This window comes from Arthrobacter sp. APC 3897 (assembly GCF_030407495.1).
Taxonomy (GTDB): Bacteria; Actinomycetota; Actinomycetes; order Actinomycetales; family Micrococcaceae; genus Arthrobacter_B.
In genome coordinates, this window is sequence record NZ_JASDDG010000010.1 from 1 (window position 1) to 18,775 (window position 18,775).

Here is an 18,775-nt window from a genome sequence, read left to right on the forward strand (position 1 = left end):
GTTGACCTTCACCAGGCCGTCTTCGATCAGTTGCTTGGCCTGGATGCCGTCTTCGGCCAGGCCGGCCAGCTTGAGCAGCTGGCCCAGGCGGATCATTTCGTCGCGGATGGGAAGGTCTTGGGGGTCGGTATTACTCATCCCTCCATTCTGCCGGATATTGTTCCCCGCCGATTCCGGCCGTGCGGCGGCCCTGGCGTAGGGTAAGTCCGTGCCAAATGCTGTGCGAATCAATCCGCTGATCGGTCTGCCCCTTGCTGTCCTGGCCGGGACGGCCATTCCCGCGCAGGCGCGTGCCAACGGCGCCCTGCGCGAGAGGATTGACGACGGCCTGGCGGCGGCCCTCATCGCTTTCTCCATGGGGTTGTTACTCATGATCGTTATATCCGTAGTGCTGCCTAAGGGTCGCGCCGGAGCCGCCCAGCTAATCCCGGCCCTGCGGGAACGCCGGTTTCCGCGCTACTACGTGCTGGCCGGCGCCATTGGCGGCTATTTCGTGCTCTCCCAAACCCTCACTGTGGCGGTGCTCGGCGTTGCTGTGTTCACCGTGGCCGCCGTCGCGGGCCAAACCATGACCGGGCTGGTGGTGGACCGGCTGGGCATCGGGCCCGCAGGCAAGAAAGCCCTGACCGTGATGCGGGTGGTGGGGGCGGTGCTGACCATCGCCGCCGTCGCCTGGGCCGTGAGTCCCAAGCTCAGCGGTGGATCCTCGGCCGCAGACCTTCTGCCGGTCCTTTTGCCCCTGACCGCGGGGATGCTGATGAGTTTCCAGTACGCCATGAACGGCACCACGGGCATGCATTACGGCACGCCGATCACCGCAACCCTCGTGAACTTCATCTCCGGTGCCGCCGTCCTGCTGGTCTGCTGGCTGATCAAGGTGGCCGTGTCCGGGTTTGGTGATCCGCTGCCGGGGGAGTGGTACCTGTACCTTGGCGGTCCGCTGGGCTGCGTGTTTATCGGGTTGAGCGCCCTGCTGGTGCGCAGCCTGGGAGTGCTGCTGACCAGCCTGGGCATGATCGGCGGGCAGCTGGTGGGCTCGCTGCTGCTGGACATTTTCCTGCCCGCGCCGGGCACCGTCGTCGTCGCCGCAACGGTGCTGGGCACCGGGCTGACCCTCGCCGCCATTGTGGTGGCCACCCTGCCCTGGAACATGCCCGGGGTGCTGCGCCGCCGCTAAAGGGTGCCGTGTGACGGGCCGGCTGTTCCGGTTCCACGTGCCCGGTGCCGGGCTTTGGCCGCAGTGACCTTAAGCTGGTAGTTGTAGCTTTTTGCCTTTTGCAGTTCCTCGCCGCGCAACCTGCCGGTGCACACTGCAACGGGACCATAGGCGGACCGCACCCAGCGGCCTGCGCAGACACGAAAGAACGGCGGTACCATTCCATGGCTTCGACCAAATCCAAACTGGATCCGATCATCTCCCTCGCCAAGCGCAGGGGGTTCGTCTTCCAGTCGGGTGAGATTTACGGCGGGTCCCGCTCTGCATGGGATTACGGCCCCCTGGGCGTCGAACTCAAGGAAAACATCAAGAAGCAGTGGTGGCAGCACATGGTCCGCGGGCGCGACGACGTCGTCGGGCTGGACTCCGCCGTCATCCTCCCGCGCCAGGTCTGGGAGGCCTCCGGCCACGTTGAGGTCTTCTCCGATCCGCTGGTTGAATGCCTGAGCTGCCACAAGCGTTACCGCGCAGACCACCTCGAAGAGGCCTACGAGGAAAAGAAGGGCCACGCCCCGGAAAACGGCCTGGCCGACATCGCCTGCGCCAACTGCGGCACCAAGGGACAGTGGACCGAGCCGCAGGAATTTTCCGGCCTGCTCAAGACCTTCCTCGGCCCGGTAGCCAATGAAGAGGGCATGCACTACCTGCGCCCCGAAACCGCGCAGGGCATCTTCGTGAACTTTAACAATGTGCTCACCACCTCACGCAAGAAGCCGCCGTTCGGCATCGGCCAGATCGGCAAGAGCTTCCGCAACGAAATCACGCCGGGCAACTTCATCTTCCGCACGCGCGAGTTCGAGCAGATGGAGATGGAATTCTTCGTTGAGCCCGGCACGGACGAGGAGTGGCACAAATACTGGATCGAAAACCGGTTCAACTGGTATGTGAACCTGGGTATTGACCCGGAGAACCTGCGCCTCTTCGAGCACCCGCTGGAAAAGCTGAGCCACTACTCCAAGGGCACCACCGACGTCGAATACCGTTTCGGTTTCCAGGGCTCCGAGTGGGGCGAGCTGGAAGGCATCGCCAACCGCACCGACTTCGACCTCGGTACGCACTCCAAGCACTCCGGCACTGAGCTCAGCTACTTCAACCAGGCCACCAACGAGCGCTTCACTCCGTACGTGATTGAGCCCGCCGCCGGCTTGACCCGTTCCTTCATGGCGTTCCTGGTGGATTCCTACACCGAGGATGAGGCCCCCAACGCCAAGGGCGGTGTCGACAAGCGCACCGTGCTGAAGCTGGATCCGCGCCTGGCACCGGTCAAGGCCGCCGTGCTGCCGCTGAGCCGCAACGAGGACCTGTCCCCGAAGGCTAAGGACCTCGCCGCGCAGCTGCGCCGGAACTGGAACATCGACTTCGACGACGCCGGCGCCATTGGCCGCCGGTACCGCCGCCAGGACGAAATCGGGACCCCGTTCTGCATCACCGTGGACTTCGACACCCTCGAAGACCAGGCCGTCACCGTGCGCGAACGCGACTCGATGGCCCAGGAGCGCGTGAGCCTGGACAAGGTCGAGGGCTACCTCGCCGCCCGGTTGATCGGAGCGTAATGGCACTGACGTTCCGCGAATGGCGCGAAGATGACGACCTCAAGCTGAACCAGCTGTGGGGCGATCCGGAAACGGTGCAGTCCGGACAGTTCCGGGCTGTGCTGCGGCCGTCCTCCAACGAGCCCTGGAGCCGCTGCATAGTGGCCGAGGATGACGGCGTTCCCGTGGCCGCCGGCGTCGTCTACGAAACATCCCTGCATCCGGACCGGCTGTGGATCTACGTGGAAGTGGCGCGGGAAAACCGGCGCGCCGGCCTCGGTTCAACCCTGCTGGCGATGCTGCGCAAGGAAGCCGAGCTGGCGCCGTCGGGCGTTACCGCCCTGCGGGCGAAGGTGGAGCCGGGCACGTCCGGTGCTGCTTTTGCCGCAGCCGCCGGGTTCTCCCGGATCCAGCGGTCCCGGGTGGTCGTGGTGGAACCGGGCCGGATCAGTCTGCCCGTGTTCCAGGACGACGCCGGGCCCCAGCTGGAGGAAGCAGCCACCGGATCGGTGGAACTGACCCAGGCCGTGGCGGATTTCTACAACAGCGTGCACGGCTGGGACCGGGCAGACATGACGCTGGGCCGGGCCCAGCAGATGCTGCTCAATGACGCCACGGGTGCCGCCGGCGCGGTGGTGCTGCGCGACGCGCCCAAGGCCAAGGGCGGAAAGATTGCTGCGTTTGCCGTGAGCTACACGCACAACCGCACCGATGAGCCCGCCGACGTGTTCCTGGGCTACGACACAAAGCTGGAACGGTCCGAGCAGGAAGCGGCCCTGGAATCGCTGCTGGCCATGCTCACGTACCAGTATCCGGTGCAGCTGGAAGTGGATGAATCCATGGCTCCCGTAGCACGGATCATCCAGGCTCTGCTGGAGAAGGGTGCCGCCCGCGAGGTTGGCCCGGCGACGGAGATCGTCAGCAGCTAGCGGGTACATGACGACGACGGCGGGGGCCGGTTCCTTCGGGGGCCGGCACCCGCCGTCGTCGTCCCGGAGGTGCGTCGGCCGCGTGTCGGGTCCCGTGGCCGCGTCTGCAGAACAGATATCGGGCCCATAAGCCACATTTAGGCCCATGATCTGCCCTAGCGAGTATTGGAACGGCCTAAAGAGTCCCGGCCGGCCTAGTCAGCGAGCCGGCCGGAAATCCCGTACAAGACCGACTCGGTCACTTCATCCAGCGAGCGCCCGGGGCTGAAGACCAGCCATTCAAGTCCGCCGGTCAGAGCTGCGCCAAACACGCTGCCGGCCACCAGCTCCAGCCTGCCCTCCATCTCCGCCGGTGGAGCGGTCTCCCGGATGGGAATGATGAACTCGCCCAGGACTTCACGGCGAAGCAGCTCCAGGGAAGGCTGCCAGGCGCGGTCCGTCCGGAAGATTTCCGCGGCGAGCAGCCGGGCCAGGGCGCGGTTGTCGGCCACCGTTTCCAGCAGCGCCCGGACCATGGCCTGCAGGGCCGGCCATCCGGTCAGCGCGGAGCGGGCGCTGCGCACCGTTTCCGCCAGCACCCCGACACCCTCCAGCAGCAGCTCCTCGAACAACCGGTCCTTGGACGTGAAGTTGTAATAGACGCTGCCCTTGGCGACACCGGCCCGTTCGGCAACGTTTTCCATGGTGGTTCCGGTGATGCCGTTGTCCGCGGCCAGCTGCAACGCGGCATCGAGGATTGCGCGCTTGGTACCTGACTGGCGTGGCATGGAACGTTCCCTTTTCTTCATGACGGCTTTCTTCGTGACGGCCTGCTTCGATCTTAGAGGTCCGCGTTGAGCGCGGCATTTCCGGCGCCGGCCCGTCCGGATCAGCTAACTTGGGAGAAACCGTGCGGACTTGGGAGAATGATGCGGATCCGTGTTTCTGCGCCCGTTCCCCGGTGCTGCAACCCCGTACTGCCTCCGCTTCAACTCCCCGCCAAAGCCGAAGGACTCCTCCCATGGGACACAGCCATGCCCCGCATTCCGATGAGCCGCCCTCCCCGGCAGCGCTGGTTGTCCGGCGCCGGGCGAACCTCCTGCTGACCTGGATCCTGGTTCCGCTGGGGCTGCTCGCCGTCATTGGCATGGTGCTGCTCTGGCCCTCCGGGGACCGCACCGGGGTGACGGTGTCCGATCCCTACGCCACCGCCGACGGAGTCACCTTCGACACCGGCAAGGTTCAGCGTGTCAGCGAGGAGGACTGTCCGTCCTCGCAGGCACTGGTCGATGCCGGGGGTACCGCCCAGCAGTGCCTGGTGGCCTACACGGTGCCCGGTTCCGGCGGCGCCACCATCCAGGTGGAAGTTCCGCCCGAGATCGCCAAAGGCGGAGCGATTGAAGCCGGAGACACCATCCGCTACCTGAACCTGGAAGCCATCATGGCCCAGGGCGGCGGCGCACCGCCGTACGTCTTCGTGGACTTTGTCCGGTCCATTCCCATGGCCGCGCTGACCGTGCTGTACGCGGGCGTGGTGATCGCCGTCGCGCGCTGGAGGGGGTTGCGGGCCCTGATCGGACTCGCCGGCGCCTACGCCGTGGTGGCCGGATTCATCCTGCCGGGCCTGGTGGAGGGCAAACCGCCGCTGCTGCTCGGACTGATCGGTTCGAGCGTGATCATGTTCGGGGTCCTGTACTTTGCGCACGGCCTGACGGCACGGACCTCTACGGCGCTGCTGGGGACGCTGTTCGGACTGTCCATCACGGCCTGCCTGGCCGCATGGGCCACCGATGCCGCCCATCTGGTGGGGGTCGACGACGAGAACGCGTACACGCTCATCAATTCCTCGGACAACATCTCGGTGTCCGGCATCATTCTGTGCGGACTGATCATTTCCGGCCTCGGTGTCCTCAACGACGTCACCATCACGCAGTCCTCCGCCGTGTGGGAAATGTATGAGCTGGCCCCCGGGGCGAGCGCCAAGCGGCTGTTTTCCGGCGCCATGCGGGTGGGCCGGGACCACATTGCCTCCACCGTCTACACCATTGCCTTTGCCTATGCCGGAGCGGCGCTTCCGGTGCTGATCCTCGTTTCGCTCTACGACCGGGCATTCCTGGACAGCATCACCAGCGGCGAACTGGCCGAGGAAGTGATCCGCACGCTCGTCGGCTCCGTGGGCCTGGTGCTCGCCATCCCGGTCACCACGGCCATCGCCGTCCTGGTGGTCAAGGCAGTGGGCATCAAGGCTCCAGCCGCCGGTGCCGAGCCTGCTGCTGCGGGTTCAGCCGGGCCGGGTTACCCCGGGCAACCGTCCGATGCCGGTACCGCCCCCACCGCCCCGCCGACCCGCCGCTCACTGCGGAACCGGCCGTAACAGGGCCGGATCTGCCTGTTCCGGACAGGGGGCGGCGGGGTCGGACTGGAAGCCCTAGCGGGTCAGCCGGCCGGAAAGGCTGAACATGACCGAATCGGCAACCTCTGCCAGGGAACGGTCCGGGCTGAAGACCAGCCACTCGATGCCGCCCACCAGGACCGCACCGAAGATGGTGCCGGCCACCAGTTCGGCGTCCCTGCGCTCCGGATGTGCCTGCCGGATCACTTCCACCAGCTCCGCCAGTGCCTCGCGCCGCACCAGCTGCAGCGGTGTCTGCCAGGACCTGTCTGTCCTGAAGATCTCGGCCGCAATCAGTTTGGCCAGCGGCTGGTTTTCGGAAATGGCCTCCAGCATGGCGTTCACCATGGCGCCGAGCGCTGCGGCACCGGTCTTGCCGGCACGGGCCGAGCGCAGCGTTTCGGCAAGGGAACCAACGCCGTCGAGCAGCAGCTGTTCAAACAACTTGTCCTTGGAAGAGAAGTTGTAATAGACGCTGCCCTTGGCCACGCCGGCACGCACGGCCACGTCCTCCATGGTGGTGCCGGTGATCCCGTTCAGGGACGCCAGCTCCAAGGCGGCATCGAGGATAGACCGCTTGGTGCCTGATACGCGTGGCATCGAATGTTGTCCTTTGTTGAGCGTTGGTTCCCTTTGATCTTAGAGGTGCAGCTCCGGATGAAGCCGCTTGATCGTCCACATGCGCTGCCGGCCGGCCGTTACCGAGCTGATGACGATGCAGACCAGGGCCAGAATGCCCAGGAATGCGACGGCAATCCACATCCGGGCGTCCACGCCGCCGGTGATCAGGGCACGGAGGCCGTTGACCACGTAGGTTGCGGGCATGAACGGATGCAGTGCCTGGAAGAAGCCCGGGGTGGTTTCCACGGGATAGGTTCCGCCGGAGGAGCTGAGCTGGAGCATCAGCAGGACCAGGGAGGCAACGCGTCCGGCCGCTGTGCCGAGCACGATGATCAGCATCTGCTGCAGGGCCAGGAACGCGACCGTGGTCAGGTACAGGAACGCACCGGTGCCGATGAGGTAGGCAGGATGGATATCCAGGCCCCAGACGAGGACGGCCATCATGATGACCACCTGGCCGAGCCCGATCGCCAGTGCCGGCACGAGTCCGGTGGCCAGCGCACGGAAACCGGAAACACCGGCGGCCAGGGCACGGGTTGGGAGGGCACGCAGAAGCAGCCAGGTGATCAGCGCCCCCACAAAGGTGGCAAGGGCCAGGAAGAAGGGGGCAAACCCTTCACCGAAGCTTGCTGCTTCCGTGGAGTACTCGGCGTCCAACTCCACCGGGTTGGCGGCGACTGAGGCCTTGGTATCAATCATGTCGCTGGAATCCTGCGGCAGCGCTGCGCTGCCGTCGGCAAGGGCGTCGGCAAGGGTATGGCTGCCGGCCGAGAGCTCCTCGGCCCCTGCAGACAATGCAGTGCCGCCGTCGCGCAATTCACCCGCGCCGGCAGCGAGGTCGTTGGTGCCGCCGCTGAGCGTGGCGGCGCCGGCAGCAAGTTCTCCGGCTCCGGCTTCTGCACTGTGTGCTCCGGCATCCACCTGTGCGGCGCCGGAGGCAAGATCCGCTGCGCCGGCGGACAACTGGGCGGCGCCGGCTGCGGCCGACTGCGCGCCGGCGGCCACGTCACCGGCCCCTGCGGCGAGCGCAGAGCTGCCTGCCGCGAGCTGCCCGGTTCCGGCAGCGGCATCGGAGATGCCCGACTGGAGGGTGGCGTTGCCTGCGGATACCTGCTGAGCTCCGGCGGCCAGCGGCTGGAGCTGGGCGAGGAGCGGGTTCTCCGGGTCTGCGGCCTGGAGCCCGGCAACAACCTGGTCCAGCCCGGCGGAGACCTGGGACGCCCCGGCGGAAAGAGTCTCAGCCTGGGGAACAGCTGCAGTGAGCTTCTCCGAGAGTGTTCCGAGGCCGGTATTCAGTGTGGCCGCGCCGGAGGCGACGCTGCCGGCACCCTCGGACAGGGTGGCGGTTCCGGCGGCGAGTGACCCCGCACCGGTGGACAGGTCGCTGCTGCCGGCTGACAGTGACGACGTTCCCGCTGAGAGCGTAGAGAGTCCCGAGGCCAGTTCGCCGGCGCCGGAGGAGAGCCGGAGCGCTCCGTCCTGGAGTGTGACGGTGCCGGAGGCGAGACTGTCCAGGCCGGTCACCAGCTGACCGGCACCGTCCACTGCCGAGTCAATGCCCGTGCTGAGTTCGTGCGCGCCGTCGGCGGCGTCGCGGAGCCCGGTGCCGGCGTCGTTCAGTCCGACCAGCAGGGTGGAGGCCACCTGCCCGCCGAGCTCCGAGGAGACGGCCGCCTGGACCTGAGCCATGGCCTGCTTGCCGAGCACCCCGGCCAGGAAGTTGTTGGAGTCGTTGTACGTGGCGTTTAGCCGGGCCGGGACGGGGTTGTCAGTACCGACAGACACGGCATTGGCGGAGAAGTCTTCGGGAATCGTGAGGGAGAGGTAGTAGGTGCCGTCCTCAACACCCTGCTGCGCGTCGGCAGCGTCAGTGGCGTGCCACTCGAGGTCCGCTCCGTCCAGGAGCTTGTCCACCAGCTCGTCGCCCGCGTTGAGGGGCTCGCCGTCCTTGGTGGTGCCTGCGTCTTCATTGACCAGGGCCACGGAGAGCCCGTCCACGTGCTTGTCCGGGGAGTCGAAAGCCCACAGATACAGCGCACCGTAGATCAGAGGAATGAAGAGCATTACCACTACGGCGATCTTCGGCAGCGTGCCGCGGCGGAACCGCGCCAGCTCGGTGCCGGGCGAAAACAGTGCAAACATCAGATGGCCTCCTGGACGAGCAGCAGAGCGGATGGCTGGGGGTTCAGGCCCTCCCACAGGCCGGGTTCAAGGGAAGCAGCGCCAACGATGACGGTGGTGCCGGATGCGGCGACGGCGGCCAGGCGTTCCCAGACCAGGCGGCGGGCGTCCGCGCTGTGTACCTGTTCGATGTCGTCAACGAAGAGGATGCCGGGTCCGCTGAGCATGGCCAGGGACAGGCGGAGGAGGAAATGCTCGGCCTCGCCGAGGTTCCAGATCACCGTGGAAGCGGCGGGAACTTCGGCCTCGCCGAAGACGGGTGCACAAACGCGGGCAACCTGCCGGTCGGTGGGTTTGCCGAGGAAGGACCACCAGGGGGCCAGCCAGGCGAGGCGTTCCCGGACGGCCTGACCGACGGTGACGCCCGGCTCAAGGCCGTCGATATCCGCAAAGCCGGCGATGGCCGTGCGCTTCTGGACTTCCCGGGCATTCCCGGGGAGGGTATGGCCCAGGACCTCAAGGCCGCCGTTTTCCGCCTTCATCCGGCCGGCCAGCGTCAGAAGCAGGCTGGTGCGGCCGCTTCCGGCGGGGCCGTAAAGCACATTGAGGGGGGCGTCGACGTCGATGTTCAGCGGGCCGTAAACGGGGCCGCGGGCGGCGGTCAGGCTGAGGCCTTCCGCTCTAATAACCGGTTGCACAGGTGCCTTTCAGGGAATCCGGGAGAACTCCCGGTGAAGACCGGTCCAGTGTTTTTGTACTGACCGGTCAGCGTAATCTGACCAGTCAGTCTACCACTGCGCCCGGGGGTCATAAGCCGTCTGCCGATCCGGCTCAGCCGCGGGCCGGCACGGTTGGAGCGGGGAGTAGGTCCAACATCTTTCGTGCACATCAGGGGACTTCCCGAAATCCATAGTGCAGATCCGGGGCTCAAACTGCCCGAAAACCGGCTTTTGGGCCCGTTATCTGCACGATGGACCGGATCTGGAAGCCCTGAATGGCCGGCACCTGCTCAAGAGAAGGCTGTCGGGATGTGAAAGCCACACAACCGCTCCTTCAGCGGCATCCCGTACGGCCACACCGTCAGGAAGCTCCCAAGGAAGTCCTCAGGGCAACTGAAACGGTGAGGTCCGGGAAGCCCTCAAGACCGCTCGAAGAGTGAGGCAAGGCATGCCCTTGAGGTCAAACCAAAAACGGCCAGGGACGGGAAACCCACAATCCGAGCAGGATTTGCACGGACTTGCGAGAATGGGGGTGTGACTGTTTCATCCCCAGAACTCAAGCTCGAGCTGCCCCCGCTGCAGCTGGGACCCATCACCGTGGACACGCCGGTGATCCTGGCGCCCATGGCCGGCATTACCAACAAGGCGTTCCGGCGGCTCTGCCGCGAATACGGCGGCGGTCTGTACGTCTCCGAAATGGTCACCTCGCGTGCCCTCGTGGAGCGCTCGCCGGAATCCCTGCGCATCATTGAGCACGACGAAGACGAAAAGGTCCGCTCCGTCCAGCTGTACGGCGTGGACCCGGTGACCGTCGGTGCCGCCATCCGCATCTTGGTGGAGGAAGACCGGGCGGACCACATTGACCTGAACTTCGGCTGCCCCGTACCCAAGGTCACCCGCAAGGGCGGCGGATCGGCCCTGCCCTGGAAGCTGGACCTGTTCACCGCCATCGTGCAAACCGCGGTGAAGGAAGCCTCCAAGGCCAACATCCCGCTCACCATCAAGATGCGCAAGGGTATCGACGAGGACCACCTGACCTTCCTCGAGGCCGGCCGCATCGCCCGGGATTCCGGTGTTGCCGCCGTTGCCCTCCACGGCCGCACGGCGTCGCAGTTCTACTCCGGCAAGGCTGACTGGAACGCCATTGCCGAGCTGCGCGAGGCCCTGCCGGACGTGCCGGTGCTCGGCAACGGGGACATCTGGTCCGCCGAGGACGCCATCGCCATGGTGCGCCAGACCGGCGTCGACGGCGTCGTTATAGGCCGCGGCTGCCAGGGCCGGCCGTGGCTCTTCGGCGACCTGCAGGCAGCCTTCGAGGGCAGCGAAACCCGCCACCGCCCGGGCCTGAAGGAAGTCTCCGAGAGCGTCTACCGGCACGCCGAACTGCTGGTGGAAACCTTCGGCGGGGAAATGATGGCCCTGCGCGACATCCGCAAGCACATGGCCTGGTACTTCAAGGGTTACGTAGTGGGCGGAGACCTCCGTGCGCAGCTGGCCACCGTGCCAACGCTGGCCGTGCTGCGCGAACTGCTGGACCAGCTGGACCCCGAGGCCCCGTATCCCGGCGTTGACGCAGAAGGCCCGCGCGGCCGTGCGGGCTCACCCAAAAAGACAGCGCTGCCGGAAAACTGGCTGGAATCGCGGGAGCTCAACGCCGCGCAAAAGTCGATCATTTCCGCAGCTGAACTCAACATCTCAGGCGGCTAAACACCCATGACCTTTCCGCAGGCTTTCCAAACCGCAGGCTATACCGATGTTGACCTTGCACGCTGGGTCACCGAGCCTGCCAAGAACACCAACCGCACCCAGTTTGGCCGGGACCGTGCCCGGGTGCTGCACTCCTCGGCGCTGCGCCGGCTCGGGGCCAAAACCCAGGTGGTTGCTCCGGACACGGATGACTTTGTCCGCACCCGCCTGACACACTCCCTGGAAGTGGCCCAGGTGGGCCGCGAACTGGGCAATGCGCTGGGATGTGATCCCGACGTCGTCGACGCCGCCTGCCTGTCCCATGACCTGGGGCACCCGCCGTTCGGCCACAACGGGGAAACCGCGCTGAACGACATTGCGCACGCCATCGGCGGGTTCGAGGGCAACGCGCAGACCCTGCGCCTGCTGACCCGGTTGGAACCCAAAATCATTGCACCCGACGGCAGCCCGGCCGGCCTGAACCTGACCCGCGCCTCCCTGGACGCCGCGTGCAAATACCCGTGGTCCATTGCCGACGCTCCGCTGGTCAACGGGCACCGGACCACCAAGTTCGGTGTCTATGAAGACGATTTGCCCGTCTTCACCTGGCTGCGCGACGGTGCCCCCGCCGGCCGCTCCTGCCTCGAGGCGCAGGTCATGGACCTGGCCGATGACATTTCCTACTCCGTGCATGACGTCGAGGATGCCATTGTGGCCGGCCATGTGCAGCTCAAATGGCTGGACAACCCGGACCAGCGCGCCCGGGTGATCGGATACACCCAGCAGTGGTACCTGCCCGGCACCGACGGAGCCGCGATCGACGAGGCCCTCAAACGATTGGAAGCCGAGTCGGTGTGGGTCCGGGAGTCGGACGGCAGCCGCAAGTCCATGGCCGCACTCAAGGACATGACCAGCCAGCTGATCGGCCGGTTCTGCAACAGCGCCCTGGAAGCCACCCGCGGCATCTACGGCACCGATCCGCTGACCCGCTACAACGCCGAAATGGTGGTTCCCGAGGACACCAAGCTCGAGATCGCGGTCATGAAGGGCCTGGCCACTACCTTCGTGATGACCACTGATCAGCGGCAGCCGCTGTATGAGCGGCAGCGCGAAATCCTCACCGCCCTGGTGGCACAGCTGGCCGCCACGGGGGACCGGCACCTGGACCCCATGTTCGCTGCGGACTGGCGGGAAGCGGCCGACGACGGGGCCCGGCTGCGCGTGGTCGTGGATCAGGTCGCCTCACTCACCGACGGGTCCGCGCTTGCCCTGCACGAGCGGCTGGTGGGCCCGGTTCCGGCACTCTGGTAAGAACATGCGGTTGTCTGGATGAAAAAAGCCCGGTGACTCTGGCGGGGCCCGGAGTGTCTCGTTAGTGTTTCGGCTCTGAGGTGTAACATCCACCCCTTCGGTTACCACTGGCCGCAGGAGCACCTCTTCCGGACAACTCTCACGGGGGACTCTTCATGAGCGACCAGCCACATTTCAACGTCCGCCGCCGCCGCGGGTGGCCTCCGCAGCCTTCCCGGAGCCGCAGCCGGTGGGGCATCCTGCTGGCCGCCCTGCTCTCCCTGATGTTCTTCGTCCCGATGGCGGGCCCGGCGAACGCCACACCGGATGGTCCGGTACGAGACTCCCCCCCAACCGAGGTGACGGACATCACCATCAGCTCAACGGGCGAAGGACGATCTGTCACCGGCGCCCTGCCCCCGTTGGGAACCGACTGGCCGATCACGGAATACCCCACCGCAATCCCTTCAACCTACGAGCGGGAGGACGTGGACTTCGCCGGCATCATCAATACCCAAGATGTCACGGGTGAAAACACTGCACAGATGTACTGCATTGATCTGCGGACGGAAACCCGGGTGGGGATCGGGTACACGAACGGGACATGGGATGAATCCAATGTGCCGAACATCGGGTACGTGGAAAGGATCCTGAACACGTATTACCCCGCTACGAATGCTCCTGAGAACCTGGATATCAATGGGAAGGCTGCCGCCGTGCAGGCGGCAATCTGGTTCTTTACAGACGGTTTTGTCGTAAACCCGCAGCATCCGCTCTACTCTGCCGTATCCAGCATTGTGGCCGCGACTATTGCCGACGGGCCTCTGCCCGAACCGGCGGTCCCCAATGTCACCATCACCCCCGTCAGCGCTGAAGGCCCCGTCAACGGCGTTGCCGGACCGTACACGGTGGCCGCAGAAAACGCTGCTGAGGTGACTCTCATCGTGGATGACGGCTTCAGTCTCTATGCTGATGCCGCAGGAACCGTTCCGCTTCCGGAGACTGTTCCCAGCGGTACGCAGGTCTGGGTTCGCAGCGACTCGGGAAGCACCGGGCCCGCCGAACTCACCGCGCGGGCCGCAGTGACAGTGCCCACAGGAAACGTGTTCCTCTACGACGGAAACACCCCGGGCACAGCCGCCGCCCAAAAGCTCATCCTGGCCGACACGCAGGTTCTCAGTGCCAACGCCACGGCATCGGCCGAATTCTTCGAAACAGGTTCCCTCCAGGTCACCAAGACCATCGCCGGTGCCGCTGCCGGCAGCCAAGGTGATGTGGTCATCAACATTGACTGCGGCCCGGACTATCAGTTCACCTTTACTGTGCCTGCCGGAAGCACCGGATCCTTGACCTCCGAGACGTTCACTGACATCCCGGTGGATACGGTCTGCACCATCACCGAGCCAACCAACGGTTCCAGCACCAGCGTCTCGGTCCTCACGGACCTGCCGGGGCCCCAGACCATTACATCGGGAGACACGGTCACGGCGACCGTGACTGACACCTACACCTTTACTCCCGGAACCCTGGCAGTCCGCAAGATCGTGACCGGAACTGCTGCAGGAGCCCAGGGCGAAGTGCAGATCTCCGTAGTGTGCACGTCCGAGGGCAGCACCGTCCTGGACACCACCGTGACCATTGCCGCCGGTGAGACAGAGCCGGAAGCTTCGGAGTTCCCCGGCCTCGCCGCAGGCACGGAGTGCACGGTGACGGAGTCCGTGAACGGTGAAACAGAAGCAGTCAGCGTCACTGTCACGGGGGAGGGCACAGTTACTGTCCCCGCAGGCGGCAGTGTGGAAGCCGCCATCACCGATACCTACGAGTTCCGTCCCGGAACCTTCGCGGTCCGCAAGGACATCGCCGGGGACGGCGCCGGACGCCAGAGTGAAGTGGTCCTGACGGTTACCTGCACCTCCGGCCTCAGCGACACCATCACCATTCCTGCGGGGACCACTGAACCGACCACCGAGGAATATGAGAACCTGCCGGCGGGAACCAGCTGCACGGTCACGGAAACCACGGACGGAACCAACGCTGAGGTCAGCGTTACCACAGTGATCGATCCCGCCGGAGGAACCATCACCATACCGGCGGGCGACGGCGTGGAAGTGACTGTCACGGACACTTACACGGTCAATCCCGGCGCGCTCACCCTGAACAAGGTGATTGCCGGCGCTTCCGCGGGGCAGCAGGGCCAGGTGGAGGTTCTCGTGACCTGCACCCTGAACGGCGCCACCACCCTGGAGCAGACCGTCACCATTGATGCGCAGGCCACCGGCACCATCGCCACCCCCATTGCCGGCATTCCGGAAGGCAGCACCTGCGCCGTCACGGAACCCGTCACCGGAGAGACCGAGACCATCGAGGTCTCCGTTGACCTGCCCACCGCCGTCGTCATTGCTGCAGGAGCCACGGCAACTGCAACGGTGACTAACACCTACACGCTGAGGCCCGGCATATTCGTAGCCACCAAGGTGATCACGGGCGAAGCAGCCGGCCAACAGGACACGATCCAGGTCCGTGTCATCTGCACCTCGGACGGGGTTACGGTGCTGGACGAGGTATTCCAGGCGCCTGCCGGAGCCACCGGACAGAGCTCGGGCCGGTACACCAACATCCCGGCCGGAGCGTCCTGCGACGTCACGGAGCCGCAAACCGGCGAAACCGACTCGGTCCTGGTGGAAACCATCCTGCCTGACCCGGTGACAATTCTTGCCGGCGAGACTGTTGAATCCACTCTGACCAACACCTATACCTTCGCTCCGGGGACCTTGACGGTCACAAAGACCATCGACGGGGCGGCTGCACTTGAGCATGGAGAGATTGTCCTGCTGGTCCAGTGCGGTCCGGACGGATCGGTGCTGAATGAGACGGTGACGATAGCGGCGGGCACGGTTGTTCCGGAGCCGGCAGTCTTCGATGATCTCCCTGCCGATACGGAGTGCACGGTCACGGAGCCGACAACAGGGGCTACGGAGACGGTGCAGGTCAGTACGGTCCTCCCGGAGACGGTGACCATTCCGGCAGGCGACGGGACCGAAGCTACGGTAACCAACACCTACACCTTGGCTCCCGGGTCCCTGGCGGTTACGAAGTCCATTGCCGGTGAGGCGGCAGGGCAGCAGGGTGAGGTAGTCCTGCAGGTTCTGTGCGGTCCGGACGGGTCAGTGCTCAACGAGACGGTGACCATTCCGGCAGGGACGCAGGAAGACGTGAGCACCACGTTTGAGGATCTTCCGGCCGGGACTGAATGTGCGGTCTCCGAACCTGTCAGCGGGGCCACCACCGAGGTTTCCGTGGCCACCGATCTGCCGGATCCGGTGACGGTTCCGGCTGGCGGATCCGTTGCGGCCACGGTCACTAACACCTACTCGTTCACGCCGGGAACCCTGGTGGTCACCAAGGTCATCACCGGTGACGCGGCGGGCGCGCAGGGCGAGGTTGTCCTGCGGGTGCGGTGCGGTCCGGACGGCACGATTCTGGACGAAACGGTGAGCATCCCGTCCGGTACCACCGGAAATGTCAGCACCGGGTTCGAGGGCCTGCCCACCGGCACCGAGTGCACGGTCACCGAGCCTGCCGGCGGAGGAACCAGCGCGGTGACCGTGGCGGCGGAGCTTCCGGAGCCGGTTGTCGTTCCTGCCGGAGGCGGGGTTGAGGCAACTGTCATCAACACCTACAGCCCGGTGATCGCTCCGACGCCGAAACCGACCCCTGCTCCGACCCCGGCTCCGGTGAAGCCGACCCGGCCGGACCTGCCCTCCACCGGTGCCAACGGAACCCTCGGCTTCCTCTCCGCAGGGGCCGGACTGCTCCTCGCGGGCGGCCTCGCCCTGGCGGCCAGCCGCCGCAGGTCCAACCGTGCGGAGGACAACGGTATGGATCAGCAATAGACCGGAGTAGTTATCCGGACAGGTCAAGGGGATCCCGCGCAGCCGCCGGCTGCGCGGGATCCCCTTGTTCGGCTGTTCGGCGGCGTTTGTTCGGCAGCGTTTGTTCGGCGGCAGGGACAGCGGAGGGGGTGGAGTGCGAGGGGCTCGCCCGCTGCTGCCGGGCGTGCCGCGCCTCACCCCGGGGCTACGGGCAGAGCAGGAAGAATAGACTGGGGTCATGGCCGGCCTGATTAAACGCGAAGACATTGACGAAGTACGCTCCCGCACCGACATCAAGGCCGTGATTGACGGCTACGTCACCCTCAAGTCCGCCGGCATCGGCTCCTACAAGGGGTTGTGCCCTTTCCATGACGAGCGCTCGCCGTCCTTCCACGTCCGGCCGCAGGTGGGCACCTACCACTGCTTTGGCTGCGGGGAGAGCGGCGACGTCATCTCCTTTGTCCAGAAGATGGACCACGGCACCTTTTCGGAGACGGTGGAGAAGCTCGCCGCCCGGCTCGGGTACGAGCTGCGCTATGAAGACGGCGGCACCGGCCCGCGCCGCGAGGATGTCGGCAAGCGCCAGCGCCTGCTGGACGCCCACAAGATTGCCGCTGAGTTTTTCGCCGCGCAGCTGCGGACTCCGGGCGCCCAGGCCGCCCGCGATTTCCTTCAGGAACGCGGCTTCGACCCCGCAGCCGCGGCCCACTTCGGCGTCGGCTATGCACAGCAGGGCTGGGACACGCTCCTCAAGCACCTCACCGCGAAGGGGTTCACCCGCGAGGAGCTGGCAGGCACCGGCATGTTCTCCACCGGTTCGGACGCCTCCCGCTTCTATGACCGCTTCCGCGGCCGCCTCATCTGGCCCATCCGGGACCTGACCGGAGCCGTGATCGGGTTCGGCGCCCGCAAGCTCTACGAGGATGACCAGGGACCCAAGTACCTGAACACCCCCGAAACCGCGCTCTACAAGAAATCCCAGGTCCTCTACGGCATCGACCTGGCCAAACGCTCCATCGCCAAGGACCGGCAGATCGTCGTCGTCGAAGGCTATACGGACGTCATGGCCTGCCACCTTGCGGGCATCACCACCGCCGTCGCCACCTGCGGCACCGCCTTCGGGGAGGATCACGTCAAGATTGCCCGCCGGCTGCTGTCCGACGACGGCTCCGGGGGAGAGGTGATCTTCACCTTCGACGGCGATGCCGCAGGCCAGAAAGCCGCCCTGCGGGCCTTCGACCTGGACCAGCGTTTCACAGCACAGACCTATGTTGCCGTGGACCCGGAGGGCATGGACCCGTGTGACATCCGGCAAAAGCACGGGGACACCGCCGTGGCAGAGCTCATCCGCTCCCGGCGTCCGTTGTTTGAGTTTTCGATCCGCTCGACGCTGCGCAAATTCGACCTCAACACTGTCGAGGGCCGGGTTCAGGCGCTGCGCGCCGCGGCACCGGTGGTGGCGGAAATCCGCGATCCAGCCATGCGCCCGGCCTATGCCCGCGAGCTCGCAGGCTGGCTGGGCACCGACGTCGACGACGTGACCCGCGCCGTGTCCTCCGCAGCCAAGCGGCTGCGGGAAGGCGGTGTGCACAGCAAAACCGCTCCGTCTTCCGGGCACGACGACGCCCGCGGCTCCCAGCACGAGTCCCGGGACCGCCGGGGCCAGCAGCAGGACCGGCAGGGGAACCGCCCGGGTTACCAACAGGCCCGGGACAACGGCGGCGGTTACCGCCAGGCCGTGCCGGAACCGGTCCTGGAACAGCCGGCCTTCTCCCGCCCGGACCCCCGGGATCCGGCGGCCCGGATGGAGCGTCAGGCACTGGAAGTTGCCCTGCAGCAGCCCGGGTTGCTGGATGAGGGGCAGTGGGAACGCTTCAAAGCGGCCCGCTTCTCCGTGCCGGCGTACCTGGCGGTGCACAACGCCATTATCGCCGCCGGGCACGCAGGCACGGCTCCGGCACAGTGGGTGGAACAGGTTCGCCAGGAACTGCCGGACACCCTGCGGGACATCGTCAGCGAGCTGGCGGTCACTCCGCTGCATGCCCGTGACAATGACGCCCTTCAGCGGTACTGCCGGGATATCCTCAACCGTCTCTTCGAACTGCAGGTGACACATCTGAAGGCCGAGAAACTGGGCCAGCTGCAGCGGCTGGATCCGTCGGCGGATCCGGCGCTGTTCCAGCAGCTGAACCGGGAGCTGATGGAGCTGGAAATGCAGCGCAGGGCGTTGCGGGGAGACCAGTAGGAGCCGGCGGCAGGCGCCGATTTCGCTTCCCCGCAAAACCTCTGTAGAGTAGTACTCGCGCTTTCCTCCGTAGCTCAATTGGCAGAGCATTCGACTGTTAATCGAAGGGTTACTGGTTCAAGTCCAGTCGGAGGAGCAAATGAATGAGGCCCTGACCGGGTGTGCCGGTCAGG

13 protein-coding genes and 1 tRNA gene are annotated in these 18,775 nt (G+C 65.9%); 9 read left to right on the forward strand and 5 right to left on the reverse strand.

Annotation, left to right across the window (positions count from 1 at the left end; translation table 11 throughout):
* Positions 1-138: RNA-binding S4 domain-containing protein (locus QMA10_RS06450; protein ID WP_290167093.1), on the reverse strand; the 138-nt coding region annotated here is incomplete at its 3' end.
* A gap of 70 nt (positions 139-208) precedes the next feature.
* Between QMA10_RS06450 and QMA10_RS06455 the strand changes: the two genes are divergently transcribed.
* The 3 genes from QMA10_RS06455 to QMA10_RS06465 all read left to right on the forward strand — a co-directional run bounded on the left by QMA10_RS06455 (position 209) and on the right by QMA10_RS06465 (position 3,677).
* Positions 209-1,177, forward strand: coding sequence for a DMT family transporter (locus QMA10_RS06455; protein WP_290167012.1), 969 nt, complete (start codon positions 209-211; stop codon positions 1,175-1,177).
* Between the two features lie 203 nt (positions 1,178-1,380).
* On the forward strand, positions 1,381-2,769 hold the full coding sequence (locus QMA10_RS06460; RefSeq protein ID WP_290167013.1) for a glycine--tRNA ligase: 1,389 nt from the start codon (positions 1,381-1,383) through the stop codon (positions 2,767-2,769).
* Positions 2,769-3,677 carry a GNAT family N-acetyltransferase gene (locus QMA10_RS06465; protein ID WP_290167014.1) on the forward strand — a complete coding sequence of 303 codons (909 nt, stop codon included), beginning with the start codon at positions 2,769-2,771 and terminating at the stop codon, positions 3,675-3,677. Before QMA10_RS06460 ends, QMA10_RS06465 begins: the two co-directional genes overlap by 1 nt.
* A gap of 194 nt (positions 3,678-3,871) precedes the next feature.
* Here the strand turns inward: QMA10_RS06465 and QMA10_RS06470 are convergent, their stop codons facing one another.
* Positions 3,872-4,444 carry a TetR/AcrR family transcriptional regulator gene (locus QMA10_RS06470; RefSeq protein ID WP_290167015.1) on the reverse strand — a complete coding sequence of 191 codons (573 nt, stop codon included), beginning with the start codon at positions 4,442-4,444 and terminating at the stop codon, positions 3,872-3,874.
* A 233-nt stretch (positions 4,445-4,677) separates the two neighbouring features.
* Between QMA10_RS06470 and QMA10_RS06475 the strand changes: the two genes are divergently transcribed.
* Positions 4,678-6,030, forward strand: a complete 1,353-nt coding sequence (locus QMA10_RS06475) for a YibE/F family protein (RefSeq protein WP_290167016.1) — start codon at positions 4,678-4,680, stop codon at positions 6,028-6,030.
* Between the two features lie 54 nt (positions 6,031-6,084).
* Here QMA10_RS06475 and QMA10_RS06480 read toward each other — a convergent pair whose 3' ends face one another.
* The 3 genes from QMA10_RS06480 to QMA10_RS06490 are packed head-to-tail and all read right to left on the reverse strand — an operon-like array spanning position 6,085 to position 9,488.
* Entirely contained in the window at positions 6,085-6,648 is a 564-nt protein-coding gene (locus QMA10_RS06480; RefSeq protein ID WP_290167017.1) for a TetR/AcrR family transcriptional regulator, read from the reverse strand.
* Positions 6,649-6,687: 39 nt separating this feature from the next.
* The gene (locus tag QMA10_RS06485; RefSeq protein ID WP_290167018.1) at positions 6,688-8,811 is read right to left on the reverse strand and encodes a YhgE/Pip domain-containing protein; all 2,124 of its coding nucleotides are present in this window, start codon (positions 8,809-8,811) and stop codon (positions 6,688-6,690) included.
* The gene (locus tag QMA10_RS06490; RefSeq protein ID WP_290167019.1) at positions 8,811-9,488 is read right to left on the reverse strand and encodes an ATP-binding cassette domain-containing protein; all 678 of its coding nucleotides are present in this window, start codon (positions 9,486-9,488) and stop codon (positions 8,811-8,813) included. Before QMA10_RS06490 ends, QMA10_RS06485 begins: the two co-directional genes overlap by 1 nt.
* A gap of 555 nt (positions 9,489-10,043) precedes the next feature.
* Between QMA10_RS06490 and dusB the strand changes: the two genes are divergently transcribed.
* From dusB to QMA10_RS06515, 5 genes are all read left to right on the forward strand, one after another.
* On the forward strand, positions 10,044-11,216 hold the full coding sequence (gene dusB / locus QMA10_RS06495) for a tRNA dihydrouridine synthase DusB (protein WP_290167020.1): 1,173 nt from the start codon (positions 10,044-10,046) through the stop codon (positions 11,214-11,216).
* Positions 11,217-11,222: 6 nt separating this feature from the next.
* Positions 11,223-12,506 (forward strand): deoxyguanosinetriphosphate triphosphohydrolase, encoded by a 1,284-nt coding sequence (locus QMA10_RS06500; protein WP_290167021.1) that lies wholly within the window; start codon positions 11,223-11,225, stop codon positions 12,504-12,506.
* A gap of 155 nt (positions 12,507-12,661) precedes the next feature.
* Positions 12,662-16,378, forward strand: a complete 3,717-nt coding sequence (locus QMA10_RS06505; RefSeq protein WP_290167022.1) for a thioester domain-containing protein — start codon at positions 12,662-12,664, stop codon at positions 16,376-16,378.
* Between the two features lie 217 nt (positions 16,379-16,595).
* The gene (dnaG, locus tag QMA10_RS06510; RefSeq protein ID WP_290167023.1) at positions 16,596-18,602 is read left to right on the forward strand and encodes a DNA primase; all 2,007 of its coding nucleotides are present in this window, start codon (positions 16,596-16,598) and stop codon (positions 18,600-18,602) included.
* A 63-nt stretch (positions 18,603-18,665) separates the two neighbouring features.
* Positions 18,666-18,738, forward strand: a tRNA-Asn gene (locus tag QMA10_RS06515).
* Positions 18,739-18,775 lie beyond the last annotated feature (37 nt).